The following is a 19440-nucleotide window of genomic DNA, read 5'->3' on the forward strand; positions in this document are numbered from 1 at the left end:
GGGAGAGGCTTGGGGCGCGGGCGCTCGCCGTTCAGCGCACCATGGTCTCGCGATTCCACGCCTTGTAGTGAGGCGAACCCTGGGTGCGGATCGGACCGTCATAGCCGTACTCCACCATGTGGACGGTCACATAGTCCTCCCCGAAGAATGCGACGCCGTAGGATTGCGGCAGGTCGCAGGCGCTCAGCAGCTTCCTCTCGGAGAAGAGCGGATAGCTCGCATGGTTGGTGCCGCGCAGCGACGAGGCCGGGATGCCTGCGATCGAGCCGGCAAGAGGCAGGTGACAATGCCCGAAGAAGACGTGGCGGATCTTGGCCCGATGGCGACTGACGAGATGCCGGAATGGAGCCTCGTCGAGCAGGCCGATCTGGTCGAACGGGACGAGATGCACCGGCATGGGATTATGGTGCATGAAGATCAGGAACGGCCCGTCATGCTCGGCAAGCCGGGCCTCGAGCCAGCCAAGACGATCCTCGCAATAGCGTCCGGCGTGGGTTTCCGGGTGGGCTGTGTCGAGGAACAGGCAGCGGCCGGCGGCGGTATCATGAACGCCCTGGACGAAGCCGTTCTCGTCGGCGAGGTCGGGGAAGAGGCTCAGGAAGGCGGCGCGCCGGTCGTGGTTGCCGATGCAGAGCCGGACCGGCAGCGGATATTCGTCGAGGCGCTGCTTGAGCCATTGATAGTCGGCGAGATCGCCCCAGTCCGAGAGATCGCCGGTGATGACCATCAGCTCGGCGTCGTGATGATCCTTCAGGGCATGCGCCAGCGCCCGCTCGAAATTGGCGCGCGGATCGCGGCCGCCGATGGTCGAACCGGGCGCCGTCAGGTGAATGTCGCTCAGATGCAGCAGTTTCATCGCCATCTCCAGTAATTGGTGCGGCACGGGGCGCCGATGGCGTCCCGTGCCGGCGGATGTCGGGACGTTCAGCGCGCAGCGCCGGTGGTCTTCGGCAGCAGCTTCTGCACGTCCGCGGTCATGTCGGCGAGGACGGCTTCCGGCTCCTTGGCGCGGGCGCCCGAGATGATCGCGTTGAGATGATCCTTGATCACGTCCGTGATCTTGAGGCCGTTGTCGCCGGGGAAGGCGTACCACTTGGTGAGCAGCGCGAGCTGGCTGACCGCGGTGTAGTTATTGGGGTTCTTGACGTAGAAGTCCTTCAGATAGACCTCGTTGGCGACCTTGTTCGGCGGCATGTAGCCGGTGGTCTCCGCCATGATCGCCGCGCCCTTGGGGCCGGTCCAGAACTTCACCGCTTCCCAGGCAGCGTCGCGCTTGGCCTTGTCCTTGGCGAGGATCAGCACCACGTTGCCGCCGGCCGGCAGCCTGCCGTTCGGAGAGACGACGTCCGGGAACGGAATTGTCTTCAACGCGAACTTGCCGCCCGTCATCTGCGTGACCTTGTTGAGGTCCGAGGTCGAGGTGACGTGGAAGCCGGTCTTGCCGGAAGCGAACGCGGCGCGCATCGACGGCTGGTCGAGATTGGGCATGCCGCCCTCGTTGACGAGCCGCGCGATCGTGTTGATGGCGAACTTGCCTTCCGCTCCGTCGAACGCGACCTTGGTCTCGTCGGCATTGAGCATGGTGCCGCCGCGCGCGAACACCGGCGCCTGCCACAGCCAGTTGCCGGTGATGTCCCAGGCATAGGTGACGCCGTTGGTGTCGTTGCCGAGCGCCTTGATCTTCTTGGCGAGCGCGATCAGCTCGTCCCAGCTCTTCGGCAGATTGTTCACGTCGCCGCCGGCCTGCTTCACGAGGTCGAGATTGACGTAGACGATGGGCAGCGAGATCGCGAAGGGAAGGGCATAGACCTTGCCGCCGGCGGTGCCGATGTCGTACATCGCCTGGTGGAAGCCCTGCTTGTCGAAATCCTTTTCGGCCGCGATATAGCCGTCGAGCGGGGCCGGGATGTTCTTGTCGACCAGGACGCGGATGCGGTTCAGTCCCTGGAAGGACACGTCGGGCATCTGATTGGTGACGGCTTCGCGCAGCACCTTCTGGGTGGCGTCCTCGTAGGACTCGTAAGGCGCGCGCATCGTGACCTTGATCTCCGGATGCACCTTGGCGAACTCCTCGGCGATGCGCTTGTGGGTCTCGGTGAACAGCTCCGGATAGGGATACTGCATCACGATCTCGGTCTGGGTCTGCGCGAGCGCAGATCCGGCCGCAAGCGATAGAGCCGCCGCGGCGATGATGGACTTCAGCATGGATAGACTCCTGTTTGGGGTGGTTCGGTTACTTGATGCCGGTGAGGGTGATGCCCTCGATGAAACGGCGCTGGGCGAAAAGGAAAGCGATGACGAGCGGCGCGATGATCACCATCGCCGCGGCCATCAGTGGGCCGTAGCTGGTGCCGGCCTCGTTGTTGCGGAAATGGGCGACCGCGAGCGGCGGCGTGCGCAAGTGCTCGCTGTTGAGCACGATCAGCGGCCAGAAATAATCGTTCCAATGCGCGACCACGGAGAAGATGCCGAAGGCGGTGACGGCCGGGATCGCGGCCGGCAGCATCACCCGCCAGACGATGCCGAATTCGGAGATGCCGTCCATGCGCGCGGCATCGACGAGATCGTCCGGCACCGTCTTGAAGAACTGACGCATCAGGAAGATGCCGAACACCGAGATCGTGAAGGGCAGAACCAGCGCGGCATAGCTGTCCAGCAGCCCAGCCTTGTGCAGCAGCAGGAAGACCGGGACCGCGGTCGCCTGCGGCGGGATCAGGATCCCGAACAGCACGAGCGCGAACAGCGTCTCGCGACCGAGGAAGCGGAGCTTTGCCAGCGCGTAGGCCGCCGGCAGTGCCACCATGACCTGCAGCACGAAGATCGAGACCGTGACGATGACGCCGTTGAGCAGGAAGCGCAGCAGATTGGCCTTGGCGAAGGCCTCGCGCAGGTTCTCCGCCAGCGCGAATTGGTGCGGGATCAGGTGCAGCTCGCTGGAGAAGATCTCGGTCTGCGGCTTGGACGCGGTCGAGATCATCCAGATGAAGGGCGCCAGCATGACCGCGGCGCCTGCGATCAGCAGCACGTGGCGCAGGATCGCCTGCAACAGGATCGGATGTGCGTTGCTCATGTGTAGTGCACCCCGCGATCGGTGAGCCGCGATTTGATCAGGGTGAGCAGAAGAACGAACACCAGGAACACGACGGTGATCGCCGCGGCGTAGCCTGAGCGGAAGAATTCGAAGCCTTCCGTGTACATGGTGTGGATCAGGACCTCGGTGGATTTCGACGGGCCGCCCTTGGTCAAGACGTGCACGGTGTCGAACACCTGGAACGAGCGGATGCCGGAGATCACGACGACGAAGGTCGTCACCGGCCCCAGCATCGGCCAGGTCACGAGGCGGAAGCGCGCCCAGCCGCTCGAGGCGCCGTCGATTTCGGCCGCCTCGTAGAGCTGCTTGGGAATGGAGACGAGGCCGGCGAGGAACAGCACCATGTTGAAGCCGACGGCCTGCCAGATGCCGATTGCGCACAGCGCATAGAGCGCGGTGCTGCGGTCCTGCAGCCAGGCGAAGGCCGGCAGGCCCGCGCCGCGGAGCAGCCCGTTCACCAGGCCGAATTGCGGATGCAGCATGAACTCCCACACCACCGCCATGGCGATCAGGGTCGCCATGACAGGCAGGAAATAGATCGTCCGGTAGAGGCTGCGCAGGCTGGTCCCGCTTTGGATCAGCAGCGCGATCGCAAGGCCCGCGATCACGGCGCCGGGCACCACGATCACGACGTAAGCCAGCGTGTTGCGCAGCGCGGTCCAGAACACCTTGTCGGCGAACAGGTCCTGGTAATTGGCGAGGCCGATCCAGGCGAATTGTGGCGCGCCGAGCTGATAATCGGTGAAGGAGAGGCCAATCACGCCGGCGAGCGGACCAAGCAGCATGACCAGCATGAGCGCTGCGGCCGGCGTCACCAGGGCGTAAGCGGAATATGTGCGCCGGCTGCCATGCGCCGGTAACACCCGCCTCGCGGCGGCGGCCGGGACGATCGCCGCGTCAAGGGTCATGGAGCCGTCAGACATGGGCGACCTCGCGGATGCGCTCGGCCTGCTCCGCTCTCGGCTCGATCCGCTTCCCGGCCGAATCGAACAGCCGCACCGCATCGGGAGCGAAACCGAACGCGACGGGACTGCCCATCGCAGGCAAGTGCCTGACGTCGGCAAGCCGCGCGATCAGGCGCAAGCCGGCGCCTTCGATCGCAAGGTGGACGAAGGCCTCCGCGCCGAGGTTTTCCAGGTGAACGACGCTTCCGGAAAATGGCCCCGCGCCCAGTTCGATCCGCTCCGGGCGCACGCCGACACGGCAGTCGCCCGCGGCGGCGCCGCAGGCAAGCCGCAGAGCGATTCCCAGCACGTCGATGCCGCCGTCCCTCCGGATCCGGCCGGGAAGGATGTTGATCTTGGGGCTGCCGATGAATTCGGCAACACGGATGTCGCCGGGGTCGTTGTAGATCTCCGCGGGCGTGCCGGCCTGAATCAGTTCGCCGCCCATCATGACCGCGATCCGGCTCGACATGGTCATCGCCTCGGCCTGGTCGTGCGTGACATAGATGAAGGTCGCCTTGAGACGGCGATGCAGCTCGGCGAGCTCGGCGCGCATATGGACGCGCAGCTTGGCGTCGAGATTGGAGAGCGGCTCGTCGAACAGGAAGGCGCGGGGCTCGCGCACCATGGCGCGTCCGACGGCAACGCGTTGCCGCTGTCCGCCGGACAATTGCCCGGGCTTGCGCCGCAGCAGCGGCGCGATATCGAGCTGCTCGGCGATGGCCGCGATGTCGGCGCGGATGACGCGTTCCTTGGCGCGTCGGCCCGGCAGCAGCGCCCCCAGCAGCGGCAGCCGTTCGATCGCCGAGAGGCGCCGCATCCGCAACGGCACTGCAATGTTGTCGAAGGTACTCAAATGCGGATAGAGCGCGTAGGATTGAAACACCATCGCGAGGTTGCGCGCGCTGGGACGAATGTGGTCTACGCCGCCGCCGTCGATGCGGACCTGCCCGGAATTCTGCGGCTCCAGCCCGGCGATGATCCGGAGCAGGGTCGACTTGCCGCAGCCGGAAGGGCCGACCAGCGAGATGAACTCGCCATCCTCGATCCGGAAATCGATGCCTTTGAGGACGTCGGTGCCGTCAAAGGATTTGCGGATTGCGGAAAGTTCGATTTGCGCCATGCGCGCTGATCCCCTGCTGGCCCGTTGCGGCGCACGAGGAGTAGGAAGCGCATCTGACATTCACATAACGGTCAATGGCCCGGCTTATGGTCGCCCCAGGTTTTGCTTTCGGGGCCGGAAGACGGGGAATATCGATCTTGGGTTGCTTGTCGTGGCGTTGACCTCCTCGCGCGTCCGGGCGGTCAATGCGGTGTTCGAGACCGGCAGCTTTGCCGCTGCGGCGAGGCGGCTCGGCGTGTCGCAGCCGGCGGTGGCGCAGCTCGTGCGCGACCTCGAAGCCGAGTTTGCGGTTGCGCTGTTCGACCGGCACGCCCAGACGCTGATCGCGACGCCGTTGTGCCGACGCCTCTACGCCGCAACGAATCGGATGCAGGCACTCGAGGTGGATGCGCTGGCGATCCTCCAGCAGCGCGATGAGCTGACGGGGGGCGAGCTTCGCATCGGGCTCGGCAACGCCATGCCGGGCATGGCGCTGATCGCGGCCTTTCGCAATATGTATCCGAAGATCCAGATCAACATCGAGATCGGGAGCTGGTCGGCGATCATGGCGGCGGTGGTCGATCAGCGTGTCGACGTTGCCGTGCTGCCGGAGGTACCGCAGGACAATCGCTTCCGTCGCGAACCCTGCGTGCAGCAGCGCGTCGTCGCGATCTGCCATCCCGTTCACGACCTCAGCCGGGAATCGCGCGTGTCCGCCGTCAGCTTGATGCAATATCCGCTGGTGTTCCGGACCCGGGATTCCGCGACTCAGCGCGTCGTGGACCGGGCATTTCGCGCCGTCAATCTGCGTGCGAGTCCGGCGATCGTCGTCAACACGCGCGAGGGAATGCTGGAGGCCGTCGCCAACCGGCTCGGTGTCGGCTTCGTCTGGGAGCACGGCTCGAGCCGTATCGACCGCATCGCCAAGGTGGCGATCGCGGAAATGGAGGCGGAATCGCCCGAATATATCTTCTCGCTGGCCGGCAAACGCGGCAAGCTTGTCGAGCTGTTCTATCTGGCCAGAAGCCTTTCGCGCTCGGCGGATGGCGCTGACATCTTGTCCGCCCCATAAAGCGGTGGTCGGTCCCGGGTCTTTCCGGCGCCGTCGCCTTCAGGCTGTAGCCGGGCGTGACCGCAACCGTGATGTTGCGCAGCGGGAATATAACATAATTACGAATTTTTGATGCGGAGTTTGGTCAGCCGGCCCAAGATGGGCTATGCTGGTGCTGCGTCGAGAACAATAGAGACGTCGGGAGAGAGCGTGGGACACCAGCGGCGGACGGGGCTGCATCCATGATAACCTTACCGAGACTGGCGGCTGAATCCCTCGAGGACTTCCTCGGTAAGTTCATGCGTCGGCGGTACGATGAGGCGTCCGCCGGCATTATCGCGAGCGCCACCCGCACTGCGATGGAATGCATCGGCAACAGCGATGCGCTCTATCACAATATCGAGCATACGATGCTGGTGACGTTGGCGGCCCAGGCCATCCTGCGTGGCCGAAGCCTTCATACCCATCTATCGGGTGACGACTACGTCCATATCTTGATCGCCTGCCTGGCCCATGACATCGGCTATGTGCGCGGACTGTTCGAGGAGGACGATGCCGACGGCTTCGTCATCGACGCGGCCAACAACAAGATCTCGTTGCCGCGCGGCGCGTCGGACGCGAGCCTGATGATGTATCACGTCGATCGCTCGAAGCTCTACGTGACGCGCCGGCTGCGGCATATTCCGGGCGTCGATCCGGAGCGCGTGGCCCGCGCCATCGAGGGCACGCGCTTTCCGGCCCGCGAAGGGCAGGACTATGACGACGAGGCCTCGATCCTGCGCGCCGCCGACTTCATCGGCCAGCTCGGCGATCCCAATTATCTGCGCAAGGCCAATGCGCTCTACTACGAATTCGAAGAGGTCGGCATGAATCGCCAGCTCGGCTACGATTCGCCGGCCGATATCGTGAACCGCTATCCGCAGTTCTACTGGAACAGCGTCGCACCGCACATCCAGACCGAGATCGGCTACCTCAACAAGACCGAGATCGGCCGGCAATGGATCGCCAATCTCTACAGCAACGTGTTCCGCGCCGAGCGCGACATCTCGCTGTCCGGGCCGCAGAAATAGCCAACGACGTGCATGCGGCAAAAGATCGTAACCACGGACATCCTCGACATCGCCTATCGCGAATACGGCGCGCCGGACGGCTGGCCCTGCATCATGGGCCACGGCTTTCCCTACGACGTGAACGCCTATGCCGAGACCGCGCCTGCTATCGCCGAGGCCGGTGCGCGCGTGCTGGTGCCCTGGCTGCGCGGCTACGGGCCGACGCGCTTCCGCAGCGCCTCGACATTGCGCTCCGGCGAACAGGCCGCACTCGGCGCCGATCTCCTGGCTTTCATGGACGCGCTCAATATCCAGCGCGCGGTGGTCGGCGGCTATGATTGGGGCGGGCGTGCGGCCTGCGTGGTCGCAGCGCTTCATCCGGATCGCGTGATCGGCCTCGTCTCCGGCAATTCCTACAACATCCAGAACATCGCCCGCGCCATGGAGCCGGCCTCGCCGCCCGAGGAGGCGGCGCTCTGGTATCAATATCTGTTCCACAACGAGCGCGGCCGCCGCGCGCTGGAGCGCAACCGGCGCGGCTTCGCGCGCCAGCTCTGGGCGATGTGGTCGCCGAAATGGGCGTTCGACGACGCAACGTTCGAGCGGAGCGCGGTGTCTTTCGACAACCCCGATTTCGTCGATGTCGTGATCCACTCCTACCGCCACCGCTACGCGCTGGTCGCGGGCGACCCCGCTTATACGGAGATCGAGGCGCGCCTCGCCAGCCAGCCGCAGATCCGCGTCCCGACCATTGCGATCGACGGCGACAGCGACGGCGTCAATCCCGGCACCGCCCATCACGCACGCAAGTTCGAGGGCTTCTTCGAGCGGCGCGTCTTCACCGATGCCGGTCATAATCTGCCGCAGGAGCGGCCGGCGGAATGGGCGCAGGCCGTGATCGACGTGCGGAAGGCGGCGGTTGCGGCATCGGCAGTCTAACTCCTTATCCTGAGGGCCCGCGCAGCGGGCGTCTCGAAGGATGAAAGGTCCCGCAGCCGGGCCTGCATGGTTCGAGACGCGCCGTCGGCGCTCCTCACCATGAGGTTTTGGCGTATTGGCGCCGGGCCAAGCACTCCGCCCCAAATTTCCCTGGTCTGCGGGAACCTTTTCCGATGGCAACCGTCCAAGCTGTGGGGCCGCTTCTGGATGCAGGCTCTTTGCAGGGGAGGATCTCGATGAAGTCGCACGTGCGTAAGCTAGAACGTGTCGCGGTGGCGCAGGCGCCGGTCGAACGGCCCGACAAGGCGGAGGTCGAGCAGGCGGTCCGGACCATGATCCGCTGGGCCGGCGATGATCCCGGGCGCGACGGCCTGCGCGACACGCCGGACCGGGTCGCACGCGCCTTCGAGGAATATTTTTCCGGATACGCGCAGGACCCGACCGAGATCCTGCAAAAGACCTTCGAGGAGATCGAGGGCTATGACGAGATGATCGTGCTGCGCGGCGTTCGCTTCGAGAGCCATTGCGAGCACCACATGGCGCCGATCGTCGGCCGCGCCTGGGTGGCCTACATCCCGCAAGGGCGCGTCGTCGGCATCTCCAAGCTCGCGCGCGTGGTCGACGTCTACGCCAAACGGCTGCAGATCCAGGAGAAGATGACGGCGCAGATCGCCAACACCATCAACGACGTGCTCAAGCCCGAAGGCGTCGGCGTCATCATCAAGGCGACGCATCATTGCATGACCACGCGCGGTGCGCACAAGCCTGGGACTGATCTCGTCACCAGCCGCATGCTGGGCGTGTTCCGCGACAATGCGCTGACGCGCCAGGAGCTGCTGGGGCTCGCCAATTCGGACGATTGATCCTGCGCGCGCAAGAAGGAGGCCTCGCCATGGCCGAGGACAATAAGCCGAGCGGACCCGATCTGAGCAAGGGCGTATCGCTGAGCGCGTTCAAGGACGGCAAATTGCTCGGTCACGTCGGGGAGGAAGACGTCCTGCTGGTGCAGGCGGGCAGCGAGATCTTCGCGATCGAGCCGGCCTGCAGCCACTATCACGGTCCGCTCGCCGAGGGCCTGGTGGTGGGCGATACCATCCGTTGTCCCTGGCATCATGCCTGCTTCTCCCTGCGCACGGGCGAAGCCACCCGCCCACCGGCGTTGAATGCATTGGCGATCTGGGAGGTCGCGCGCGATCGGGACAGCATCGTCGTTCGGCGCAAGCGCGAGGCATTGACGCCGCCGGCCGCACATCGCAACGCGCCGACGCCGGAGAAGTTCGTCATCGTCGGCGGCGGCGCCGCCGGCTTTTCCGCTGCCGAGACGCTCCGGCGCGAGGGCTTTGCCGGCGCCATCACCATGCTGAGCAATGACGGAGCGATGCCGGTCGACCGGCCCAACCTCTCCAAGGATTACCTCGCGGGCAACGCGCCGGAAGATTGGTTGCCGTTGCGCGGTAAGGACTATTACCAGGACGCCGGCATCGATCTCAGGCTCGACACCGATGTCGCCACCATCGATGCGAAGACGCGCAGCGTCACGCTCGGAAATGGCGACAAGCTGCCATTCGACCGACTGCTGCTCGCGACCGGCGCCGAGCCGGTCAAGCTGCAGATTCCGGGCGCGGACCAGCCGCACGTTCACACCTTGCGCTCGGTCGCCGACAGCCGCGCCATCATCAAGGCCGCTGGGAGTACCAGGCGCGCGCTGGTGATCGGCGCGAGCTTCATCGGGCTGGAAGTCGCGGCTTCCTTGCGGGCCCGCAAGATCGAGGTGCACGTGGTCGCGCCGGACGAGCGGCCGATGCAGAAAGTGCTCGGCGCCGAGATGGGCGACTTCGTCCGGTCCCTGCATGAGGAGAACGGCGTCATCTTCCACTTGAAGGATACGGTGGAGAGGCTCGACGGCATGCGCGCCACGTTGAAGAGCGGCGCCGTCATCGAGGCTGACCTCGTCGTGGTCGGCATCGGCGTCAAGCCGCGCCTCGCGCTCGCCGAGCAGGCGGGGCTGGCGGCCGATCGTGGCGTCAGCGTAAGCGAATATCTGGAGACCAGCGCATCCGGCATTTTTGCGGCCGGCGACATCGCTCGCTGGCCCGATCCGCATTCGCGGCAGACCATCCGCGTCGAGCACTGGGTGGTGGCGGAGCGGCAGGGGCAGACGGCGGCGCGCAACATGCTCGGCAGGCGCGAGCGCTTCGACGCCGTGCCGTTCTTCTGGAGCCAGCACTACGATGTCCCGATCAACTATGTCGGTCACGCCGAGAACTTCGACGACATCGCGATCGACGGCAGCATCTCCGAAAAGGACTGCCTGTTGAAGTACCGTAAGGGCGGCCGCGTGCTGGCGGTCGCTTCAATTTATCGCGATCTCGACAATCTCAAGGCCGAATTGGAGATGGAGCGCTCGCGCGGCTGAAGCGGCGCGCCCGATCTTGATTTGCGTCAACGTTGCGGCGGTTAAGGGCTGATCTGCTGGCTGTCGTCCCGGTGCGGTGCGTGCTATCCTGGCGTGTGCCCGCGGGCTTCGCATGCAGGAGTGGCCCATGACAAGTGTTTCAGATGCGCCTCACCCTTCCGGTCTCGGCTCGGGTATCTCGGCGCTACATGCCAAATGGGGCTGGATCGTTGCCCTCGGCGTCGTTTACCTCATCGCCGGCTTCGTCGCGCTCGGCAGCATGATGATGGCAACGGTGGCGAGCGTGATCGTGGTCGGCGCGATGATGGTCGTTGCCGGCGTGACCGAGGTGATCGGCGCATTCCAGATGAAAAGCTGGGGCAAGTTCCTGATCTGGGCCTTGCTCGGCGCGCTCTACATCGTTGCCGGATTCCTCACCTTCGAGAATCCGCTCTTTGCCGCCGTGCTGCTCACTCTCTTTCTCGGCGCTTCGCTGCTGGCCTCCGGCGCAGTCAGACTGTTTCTCGCTTTCAGCATGAAGCGCGAGAGCCCGTGGGTCTGGGTGGCGCTGTCGGCCGTCGTCACGCTGCTGCTCGGGCTTTTGATCCTGGCGCGCTGGCCGGTGAACAGCGTCTACATCCTCGGCCTGTTTCTCGGCATCGACCTGATCATGGCGGGTGCGGGCTGGGTCAGCCTTGGTCTCAGCTTGAAGCAGCGCCGCTAGCTCCTGCGCGCTGGGTGCCGGACCATCAGCAACTCGACGCAAGACCCCCTTGCGGAACTCCGCTGAGCTGACGCGCTGACAAGAAAGCAGCGCGCCGCGCGTTCACGCATGACGCCGCGGCGATAATCATCGGGGAGAAACCATGAAAGCCGCTTTGGTCCTGGCCGCAGCTCTGGCTGCCGCCTGCCTGTCGACCCCTGTCTCCGCGCAGAAATCCTACGGTCCCGGCGTCAGCGACACCGAGATCAAGATCGGCAACACCATGCCCTATAGCGGGCCGGCTTCGCCGCTCAGCATCACAGGCAAGGTGATCGCGGCCTATTTCGACGAGGTCAACGAGAAAGGCGGGGTCAACGGCCGCAAGCTCAACCTGATCTCGCTGGACGACGCGTTCTCGCCGCCCAAGACCATGGAGGCGGCGCGGCGCCTGGTCGAAGGCGACGGCGTTGCCTTCATCTTCGCCACCATGGGCACGGCGCCGAGCTCGGCGATCGCGAAGTACCTCAACAGCAACAAGGTGCCGCAGCTGTTCCTGATCAGCTCGGCCTCGAAGTGGAACGATCCGGCCAACATGCCGTGGTCGATGGCGCTGCCCTGGGCGCCGAACTACACCAGCGAGGCCGCGATCGACGTCGCCTATGCCCGCGCCAAGAACCCGAATGCGCGCTTTGCGGTGCTCTATCAGAACGACGACGCCGGCAAGGAATATTTGCGCGGCGTCAAGGAGGCCCTCGGCACTGAGGCCGACAAGGCGATCGCGATGGCCTCGAGCTTCGAGGTCGCCGACCCCACGGTCGATTCCCAGGTGCTGACGCTGGCGAACACGAAAGCCGACGTCTTCCTGATCTATTCGGTGACGCCGCGCGCCTGCGCCCAGGCGATCCGCAAGGCGCACGAGGTCGGCTGGCAGCCGACGCGCTTCATCGCGAGCGGCTGCGCCAACAAGGCCACGGTCATGGTGCCGGCGGGCCTCGAAGCCGGCAAGGGCGTGCTCTCGCTCGGCGCACTGAAGCCGTTCGTCGAGACGCCGAAGAACGATCCGGCGATGACGGCCTATATCGACTTCATGAAGAAGCGCCTGCCCAATGCCGACGTCAACAACGTCGCCGGCCTCTACGGCTACACCGTCGCCGAGGCCCTGGTGGTGCTGCTGAAGCAGTGCAAGGACAATCTGACGCGCGAGAACATCATGGCGCAGGCCGCGAACCTGAAGAACGTGCCGCTGTCGCTGCTGCTGCCCGGCATCACCCTGAACACCACGCCGCAGGATTTCCGCCCGATCAAGGACGGCTACATGCTGCAATTCGACGGCAACGATTGGGTGGTCGCAAGCGAATTGCTGAAGGGGACGTGAGGGGTATCTCTCCGCGAGTCAGGAATCGTAGGGTGGGCAAAGGCGCCCTTGCGCCGTGCCCACCACCTCTCTCGGTCGCAAACAATGCGTGGGCACGCTTCGCTTTGCCCACCCTACGACACTGACGCGCGACGAGGAGAACAGGAGACCACCATGGACTTTCAAAACTCGGCCCGTTCGCTGGAGCTTCAGGAGCGCGTCCGCCAGTTCATGCGGACGCATGTCGAGCCGGTCGAGGAGCTCTATTACGAGCAGGTGAAGCCGGAAGCGGCGCGCTACAGGACGCCGCCTGTGCTGCAGGACCTGAAGAAGTTGGCGCGCGAGCAGGGGCTCTGGAACCTGTTTCTCTCCGGCGAGCACGGACCGGGTCTGTCCAATCTCGACTACGCGCCGGTGAAGGAGATCATGGGCCGCATCCTCTGGGCGCCGGAGGTCTTCAACTGCTCGGCGCCGGACGTCGGCAACATGGAGGTGCTGGCGAATTACGGCACCAAGGCGCAGCAGGAGCGCTGGCTGAAGCCGCTGCTGGAAGGGCGCATCCGTTCCGGCTTCTCGATGACCGAGCCGCAGGTCGCCTCCAGTGACGCCACCAACATCCAGTGCGCCATCACGCGCGACGGCAACGATTACGTCATCAACGGGCGGAAGTGGTTCACCTCGGGTGCGATGAACGAGGATTGCGAGATCCTGATCGTGATGGGCAAGACCGCGCCCGATGATCCCGACCGGCATCGGCAGCAATCCATGATCCTGGTGCCCAGGAACACGCCCGGCGTGCGCATCGTCCGCGACATGCTGACCTACGGCTATGACGACGCCCCGGCCGGCCACCCCGAGATCGTCTACGACAACGTCCGCGTGCCGGCCGAGAACATCCTGCTCGGCGAAGGCCGCGGCTTCGAGATCGCGCAGGGGCGGCTCGGTCCCGGCCGGATCCATCATTGCATGCGGCTGATCGGCTGCGCCCAGCGCGCGCTCGAACTGATGTGCCGGCGCGCGGTGTCGCGCGTCGCCTTCGGCAAGCCGCTCGCCGAGCAGGGCTCGGTGCGCGAGGACATCGCGCACTCCTTCTGCGAGATCGCGCAGGCCCGCCTGCTGACGCTGCAGGCCGCCGACAAGATGGACCGGGAAGGCAACAAGGCCGCGCGCGACCTGATCGCCGCGGCCAAGATCGTGGTGCCCGGCATGGCCGCCCGCGTCATCGACCGCGCCATCCAGATCCACGGCGCTGCCGGCGTCTCGCAGGACACCTTCCTCGCCCGCGCCTACGTCTACGCCCGCTTCATCCGCATCGGCGACGGACCGGACCAGGTGCATCTGGCTGCGCTGGGGAAGGAGCTGATCCGGCGCGGCGGGGTGATGGGGTAGGGCGTTGGCTCCATTGCCGGCGCCTTCGATGCAATCGTGACGATCTCTCGTACCGGTTACCGTCCCGACAGTTCAATTCGGGCGAGATTGATTTTGGCTCACACCGATCTCAGGTGGAGTGCGACGACCGCCATCCCGAACGCGGACACAAGCCGCGATAACCTTAGGGCCTTCTCTTAAACCGCCAATAACTTCTGTACTTCGGCGACAGTCGGAATGCGTCCGCTGCTGACCAGCTTTTCATTGACCACAAGACCCGGCGTGGACAACACGTCATAGGCCATGATGTCCTTCATTTCGGTGACCTTGACGAATTCGGCTGGAATGTTGGCGCGGCTGGCGGCTTCGCGCGCAACAGCTTCGAGCTTCTTGCAGTTGGCGCAGCCAGGGCCGAGGATCTTGACAATTATCATGCTCATCTTCTCCTTCCATCGTGTGAACGTGCTACGCGGGAGCGGCCGCGCGCTGGCGCTGCCGTAGCCAGACCAGCGAGCCGCCTATTGCGGCCACGATGAACGTCAGCGTGAGAGCCAGTGGCGCCCAACCCATGCCGTCGACCCACGCGCCGTAGATCAGGCCTGCGGTGATGCTGAACAACGCCACGGCCCCCACATAGGCGGCGGTCTTGGCGCGGCCGATCACGACCGCCACCATCAACATGCTCTGAAGACTCAATTCGGGGTCGGCCATCAGGTAAGCCAGCAGCGGACCGCGATGCATGCCGAGATCGAGGAACATGCGTGCCACCGGCACTTCCACCAGAGTTGGAAAGTACATGAAGACGCCAAAGCCCACCCCCAGTGCATTGGCGAGCAGGGTGTTGCTGCCGGCAAGGCTCTCGATCCATTCCGGTCGAATGACCTGACGCACCATGCCCACCAAAAACACGCCCACCAGGAGCAGCGCAAAGATCTGCTTCACGAAGCGCCAGGACTCCCACAGCCACGACCGCCAATCATCGGCAGCCAGCTTGCTCGCGAAGTGCCACACCGCCCACATGCTGAGGGCAACCGCCAGCACGCGTCCCGTCAGTCCCACCTCCAGTCCGCCCGGCTCGGGCGTCAGGCGCGCGGCGGCCACCAGCAAGGTGGTGGCGGAGAGGCCAAGTGCCAGCCAGGTCCAGAGATTGGCGCCTTCGATGATGTTCTCCATCCCTTTCCACACGGTCGCGGCAATGAGCAACAGCAAGACAATCAGAACGGATCCGTGAAAGCCGACACCTTCCTCGCCTTTGCCAACGTCGTAAGGCATCCATTGAAACAGCAAGGTCTGCCAGGCCTCGGCCCATGGCAAGGGCAGATGAACGGTCGCCATCGTGGCCGTGAACGGCCACAATTTAATGGTGCCGGCAATCAACACCGCTACAAGCGACAACAGCACGCCCAGTGCCGCCGGGGAAACGGCAGCCTGCTCGGCGAACAGGGCGTCCGTCTGGGCGTCATGGCCGACATCGTCGCGCCAGAACAGCAGTGCCATCAGCAGGCCGATTCCAATGCCGAACAGCAGGCACATCACCACGCGGGCGACAGCAAACTCCAGTCCCAGTATGCTGCCGGTGTAGGTCAACGCCATGATGTTGCCTGCAGGCGCAAAGAACAGGAAAGCGATTGCCGGGCCGATGCCCGCGCCTTTCCGGTAGATGCCTGCAAACAACGGCACGATGGTGCAGGAGCACACGGCCAGCACGGAGCCGGCTGCGGCAGCCGCCGGGTAGGATACATAGGCCGGCGTGCTACGTCCCAGCCAGCGCGTAATGCTGGCCTTGGGGATCAGTGCCACCATTGCCCCGGCGATGAAGAAGGCCGGCAACAAGCACAGCAGGACATGCGCCGCCAAATAGGAAGCGAGGCTGCCCGTGCCGCCGATGAGCAATTTGATCGCGAGTTCCATGAGGTGCCATCAGACCGGAACGCGCAAGCGCGGCATTGACCTGGGTCAACACAAACCGTCCCAGGGTGAATGCCGATTTCATGCCGGCGAATTGCTCAAGCGAGCGCTGTGGTCCGATTGCGCCGTCATCCCGCCTTGGCGATCCGCCCGTCTTCCGACCCCGCGCGCAGGTTCTGGAAGAATTTCTCCACCTCGCGCGACAGCGTGTCCGCGGTTTCGGCCACGCTGCCCGCCGCACTCAGCACCGAGGCTGCGGCCGTGTCGGTCTCGCCGATGGCGTCGCGCAGCGAGGTGATGTTGGCGACCAGCGTCGCATTGCCTTGCGCGGCGCTCTGCGCGTTGGACGAGATTTCGCGCGTGGCGGCGTCCTGCTGACCGACGGCGCCGGCGATCGCCGAGGTGACCTCGTTGATCTCGCGCACCGCGCCGCCGATCTCGCGCACGGCGTCGACCGCGTTGCGGGTCGAGGACTGGATCATCGCGACGTTCTCGCTGATCTCGGCGGTGGCCTTGGCGGTCTGGCCCGCGAGTGCCTTCACTTCATGGGCGACCACGGCAAAGCCGCGGCCGGCATCGCCGGCGCGCGCGGCTTCGATGGTGGCGTTGAGCGCCAGCAGGTTGGTCTGCTCGGCGATGGCCTGGATCAGATTGAGCACGCCGTCGATGCGCTGGGTGGCCGCGGCAAGGCTCTCGATCTCGGAGATCGACTTCTCGGTGCGCTGGCCGGTCTGCTCGACCGCGCCGGCGCTCTGCCGCACCTGGCGGCCAATCTCCACCACCGAGGCGGAAAGCTCCTCGGCCGCGCCCGCCACTGCCGTGACGTTGTGGGCGGCCTGCGCGGTGGCGTTGGCCGCCGTGCCGGCGCGGCTATTCGCATCCGCGGTGACGCGGGTGATGGTCTGCGCGGTCTGGCGCATGACGGAGGCGTTGTCGCTGAGGCCGCGCATGATCGCGCCGATCGCCTCGCGAAACTGCTCGAAGGATCGTTCGATGTGGCGGGCGCGCTCCTCGCGGGCGGCGGAGTCCTGCGAGACCTGCGAGGCGAGGTTGCGGTTGCGGCGCATGGCTTCCTGAAAGACCTGGATCGCGCGGGCGAGCGCGCCGATCTCGTCGGCGCGGTCGGAGTGCGGCACCACGACGTCCTCGGTGCCATCGGCGACCTGCTTGATCGTCGCGGTGATCGCGGCGAGCGGCCGGGCGATCGAGCGGGCGATGATGACGATGCCGATCACGACCAGGGCCAGCGCCACGCCGCCGAGGCAGGTCAGCACCAAGGATAATCCGTGGTTGGCCTCGGTCTGCTGCGCGATCTGCCTGGCGCGCTCGGCATAGACCTTGGACAGCGCCTCGAGATCCTTGTTCAGCGCCGAGCGCACGGCGCGGTTGGCGTCGTTGTCGCCCCATTCGCGCCCCGCGGCCGCATTGATCTCGACGCCGCGCCGCACCAGTTCCTTGCGGAACTCGACGAATTGCTCGATCCGCTTCTTGAAGGTGGCGAACTGCTCGGCATCGTCGTCCCTAACGATGGTCTCCCAGCGCTTCACGACGTCCAGGATCTGCGCGTTGAACTTGAGCAGGCCGTCGCCGTATTTCTTCACCACGGCGGGCTCGGTCGACATGTAGACGCCGCGCGATTCCATCACGACCGCATAGACCAGCGAGTTGACCCGCTCGACGTTCAGCGCGGCGGCGTTCGCCGTCTCGATCGCGTTGGTCAGCTCGGCGCTGCGGCGGCTGTTATAGTCGGACAGCACGGCGATCGCCGCCGTGAGCAGCGCGAACAGCGCGAAGATCGCGTAGAGCTTGGTGGCAAGCGTGAAACGGCCCGCCAGCTTGGCGGCATTCCCAGATCGGTTTGTTGTCATGGTACTCAGGGGGCCCGGAATGGCCTGAAACGGCCGGTGAACGAGGGCGTGCAGAATTGATGCAAAACTATGCAGGATGAAGATGGATGCCGCGTTAACACGTTGGTCGGCCCTGTTGGCCATTGGTCGAAGGAAAGCTAAGATATTTCAGTGTCTTGATCCGAAGATATAGTCTCCGGATCGTCTTGGAGTCGGCCAACGGCCGATGAACCCCGGAGAGGGCCTTGGTCTACCGCCACACCATCGACGCCACGACCCACACGTTCCCGGACCTGCGCGATCTCCTGGCCAAGGCGACCCCGCCGCGCTCCGGCGACCGGCTGGCCGGGATCGCCGCCGACAGCGCCGAGCAGATGATCGCGGCCCGGATGGCGCTGGCCGACGTCCCGCTCGCCCGATTCCTGCAAGAGGCGGTCATCCCCTATGAGGCCGACGAGGTCACCCGCCTCGTCATCGACAGCCACGACGCGACGGCCTTTGCGCCGGTGGCATCCCTGACGGTTGGGGCCTTCCGCGACTGGCTGCTGTCGGATGCCGCAACGCCCGAGGTCCTGCGCAGGCTGGCGGACGGCATCACGCCGGAGATGGCGGCGGCGGTGTCGAAGCTGATGCGCAACCAGGATCTGATCCTGGCGGCGCGGAAATGCGAGGTCACCACCGCCTTCCGCAACACCATCGGCCTGAAGGGGCGGATGAGCACGCGGCTGCAGCCCAACCATCCGTTCGACGATGCCCGGGGCATCACGGCCTCGATCCTTGACGGCATCCTGCTCGGGGCGGGCGATGCCTGCATCGGCATCAATCCCGCCAGCGACGATCCGGCCGTGATCGCGCGATTGCTGCGCCTGCTCGACGAGATCATCGCGCGGCTGACGATTCCGACGCAAGGTTGCGTGCTGACCCACGTCACGACGACGCTGTCGCTGATCGGGCAGGGCGTGCCGGTCGATCTCGTCTTCCAGTCGGTCGCCGGCACCGAGGCCGCCAACCGCAGCTTCGGCGTCGACCTTGCGCTGCTGAAGGAGGCGCAGCAGGCCGGCCTGTCGCTGAAGCGCGGCACCGTCGGTCAGAACGTGATGTACTTCGAGACCGGCCAGGGCTCGGCGCTGTCGGCGGGCGCCCATCACGGCGTCGACCAGCAGACCTGCGAGGCACGCGCCTATGCGGTCGCCCGCGCCTTTGCCCCGCTCCTGGTCAACAGCGTGGTCGGCTTCATCGGCCCGGAATATCTCTATGACGGCAAGGAAATCATCCGCGCCGGGCTGGAGGATCATTTCTGCGGCAAGCTGCTCGGCCTGCCGCTCGGGATCGACATCTGCTACACCAACCACGCCGAGGCGGACCAGGACGACATGGACAATTTGCTGACGCTGCTCGCGGCTGCCGGCGTCACTTTCATCATGGGCGTCCCCGGCGCCGACGACGTCATGCTGAACTACCAGTCGACGTCTTTTCACGATGCGCTCTATGTCCGTGACGTCTTCGGTCTGCGCCGCGCGCCGGAATTCGACGATTGGCTGGCGCGGTCGGGCATCACCGGCGCCGATTTCCGGCTTGCCGGCGATGCGGGCCTGCTGCCCGATTTTGCCTCGCGTCTGATCGCGTGAGGCGGCGCAAAGCGCCAAACTCGCTTCCTCAGGAAACTATCGGCGGCTCCAGGAATTATGC

The 19440-nt window shown here is 65.3% G+C and carries 17 protein-coding genes; 9 read left to right on the top strand and 8 right to left on the bottom strand.

Features of this window, described 5'->3' with window-relative positions; all coding sequences use genetic code 11:
- Positions 1-31: 31 nt before the first annotated feature.
- The 5 genes from WI560_RS09485 to WI560_RS09505 all read right to left on the bottom strand — a co-directional run bounded on the left by WI560_RS09485 (position 32) and on the right by WI560_RS09505 (position 5158).
- A complete protein-coding gene (locus WI560_RS09485; protein ID WP_375307783.1) occupies positions 32-856 on the bottom strand; it encodes a phosphodiesterase in 825 nt (274 codons plus the stop codon).
- A gap of 68 nt (positions 857-924) precedes the next feature.
- Positions 925-2205 carry an ABC transporter substrate-binding protein gene (locus tag WI560_RS09490; RefSeq protein WP_375307784.1) on the bottom strand — a complete coding sequence of 427 codons (1281 nt, stop codon included), beginning with the start codon at positions 2203-2205 and terminating at the stop codon, positions 925-927.
- A 28-nt stretch (positions 2206-2233) separates the two neighbouring features.
- On the bottom strand, positions 2234-3070 hold the full coding sequence (locus tag WI560_RS09495) for a carbohydrate ABC transporter permease (protein ID WP_375307785.1): 837 nt from the start codon (positions 3068-3070) through the stop codon (positions 2234-2236).
- Positions 3067-4014: a carbohydrate ABC transporter permease gene (locus tag WI560_RS09500; protein ID WP_375307786.1), complete on the bottom strand. Its 948-nt coding sequence runs from the start codon at positions 4012-4014 to the stop codon at positions 3067-3069. Before WI560_RS09500 ends, WI560_RS09495 begins: the two co-directional genes overlap by 4 nt.
- Positions 4007-5158, bottom strand: coding sequence for an ABC transporter ATP-binding protein (locus WI560_RS09505; RefSeq protein ID WP_375307787.1), 1152 nt, complete (start codon positions 5156-5158; stop codon positions 4007-4009). Before WI560_RS09505 ends, WI560_RS09500 begins: the two co-directional genes overlap by 8 nt.
- A gap of 151 nt (positions 5159-5309) precedes the next feature.
- On the opposite strand from WI560_RS09505, the gene WI560_RS09510 reads away from it, so the two are divergent.
- The 8 genes from WI560_RS09510 (at position 5310) to WI560_RS09545 (ending at position 14017) form a co-directional block, all read left to right on the top strand.
- Complete coding sequence (locus WI560_RS09510; protein ID WP_375307788.1) at positions 5310-6209, top strand: LysR family transcriptional regulator; 900 nt, start codon at positions 5310-5312, stop codon at positions 6207-6209.
- Between the two features lie 221 nt (positions 6210-6430).
- Complete coding sequence (locus WI560_RS09515) at positions 6431-7258, top strand: HD domain-containing protein (RefSeq protein WP_375307789.1); 828 nt, start codon at positions 6431-6433, stop codon at positions 7256-7258.
- Between the two features lie 12 nt (positions 7259-7270).
- On the top strand, positions 7271-8176 hold the full coding sequence (locus tag WI560_RS09520) for an alpha/beta fold hydrolase (RefSeq protein WP_375307790.1): 906 nt from the start codon (positions 7271-7273) through the stop codon (positions 8174-8176).
- 236 nt (positions 8177-8412) lie between these two features.
- Positions 8413-9039: a GTP cyclohydrolase I FolE gene (gene folE / locus WI560_RS09525; protein ID WP_375307791.1), complete on the top strand. Its 627-nt coding sequence runs from the start codon at positions 8413-8415 to the stop codon at positions 9037-9039.
- 29 nt (positions 9040-9068) lie between these two features.
- The gene (locus tag WI560_RS09530) at positions 9069-10592 is read left to right on the top strand and encodes an FAD-dependent oxidoreductase (RefSeq protein ID WP_375307792.1); all 1524 of its coding nucleotides are present in this window, start codon (positions 9069-9071) and stop codon (positions 10590-10592) included.
- A 127-nt stretch (positions 10593-10719) separates the two neighbouring features.
- On the top strand, positions 10720-11295 hold the full coding sequence (locus WI560_RS09535) for an HdeD family acid-resistance protein (protein WP_375307793.1): 576 nt from the start codon (positions 10720-10722) through the stop codon (positions 11293-11295).
- A gap of 142 nt (positions 11296-11437) precedes the next feature.
- Entirely contained in the window at positions 11438-12649 is a 1212-nt protein-coding gene (locus tag WI560_RS09540) for an ABC transporter substrate-binding protein (RefSeq protein ID WP_257177449.1), read from the top strand.
- Positions 12650-12802: 153 nt separating this feature from the next.
- Positions 12803-14017 carry an acyl-CoA dehydrogenase family protein gene (locus WI560_RS09545; RefSeq protein WP_375307794.1) on the top strand — a complete coding sequence of 405 codons (1215 nt, stop codon included), beginning with the start codon at positions 12803-12805 and terminating at the stop codon, positions 14015-14017.
- 176 nt (positions 14018-14193) lie between these two features.
- On the opposite strand, the gene WI560_RS09550 is transcribed toward WI560_RS09545, so the two are convergent.
- From WI560_RS09550 to WI560_RS09560, 3 genes are all read right to left on the bottom strand, one after another.
- Positions 14194-14436 carry a thioredoxin family protein gene (locus WI560_RS09550; RefSeq protein ID WP_375307795.1) on the bottom strand — a complete coding sequence of 81 codons (243 nt, stop codon included), beginning with the start codon at positions 14434-14436 and terminating at the stop codon, positions 14194-14196.
- Between the two features lie 25 nt (positions 14437-14461).
- Entirely contained in the window at positions 14462-15907 is a 1446-nt protein-coding gene (locus WI560_RS09555; RefSeq protein WP_375307796.1) for a permease, read from the bottom strand.
- Between the two features lie 125 nt (positions 15908-16032).
- Positions 16033-17772, bottom strand: a complete 1740-nt coding sequence (locus tag WI560_RS09560; protein WP_375307797.1) for a methyl-accepting chemotaxis protein — start codon at positions 17770-17772, stop codon at positions 16033-16035.
- Positions 17773-17996: 224 nt separating this feature from the next.
- On the opposite strand from WI560_RS09560, the gene WI560_RS09565 reads away from it, so the two are divergent.
- Entirely contained in the window at positions 17997-19379 is a 1383-nt protein-coding gene (locus tag WI560_RS09565) for an ethanolamine ammonia-lyase subunit EutB (RefSeq protein ID WP_375307798.1), read from the top strand.
- Positions 19380-19440 lie beyond the last annotated feature (61 nt).

This window comes from Bradyrhizobium sp. A11 (assembly GCF_042077125.1).
Lineage (GTDB): Bacteria > Pseudomonadota > Alphaproteobacteria > Rhizobiales > Xanthobacteraceae > Bradyrhizobium > Bradyrhizobium japonicum_B.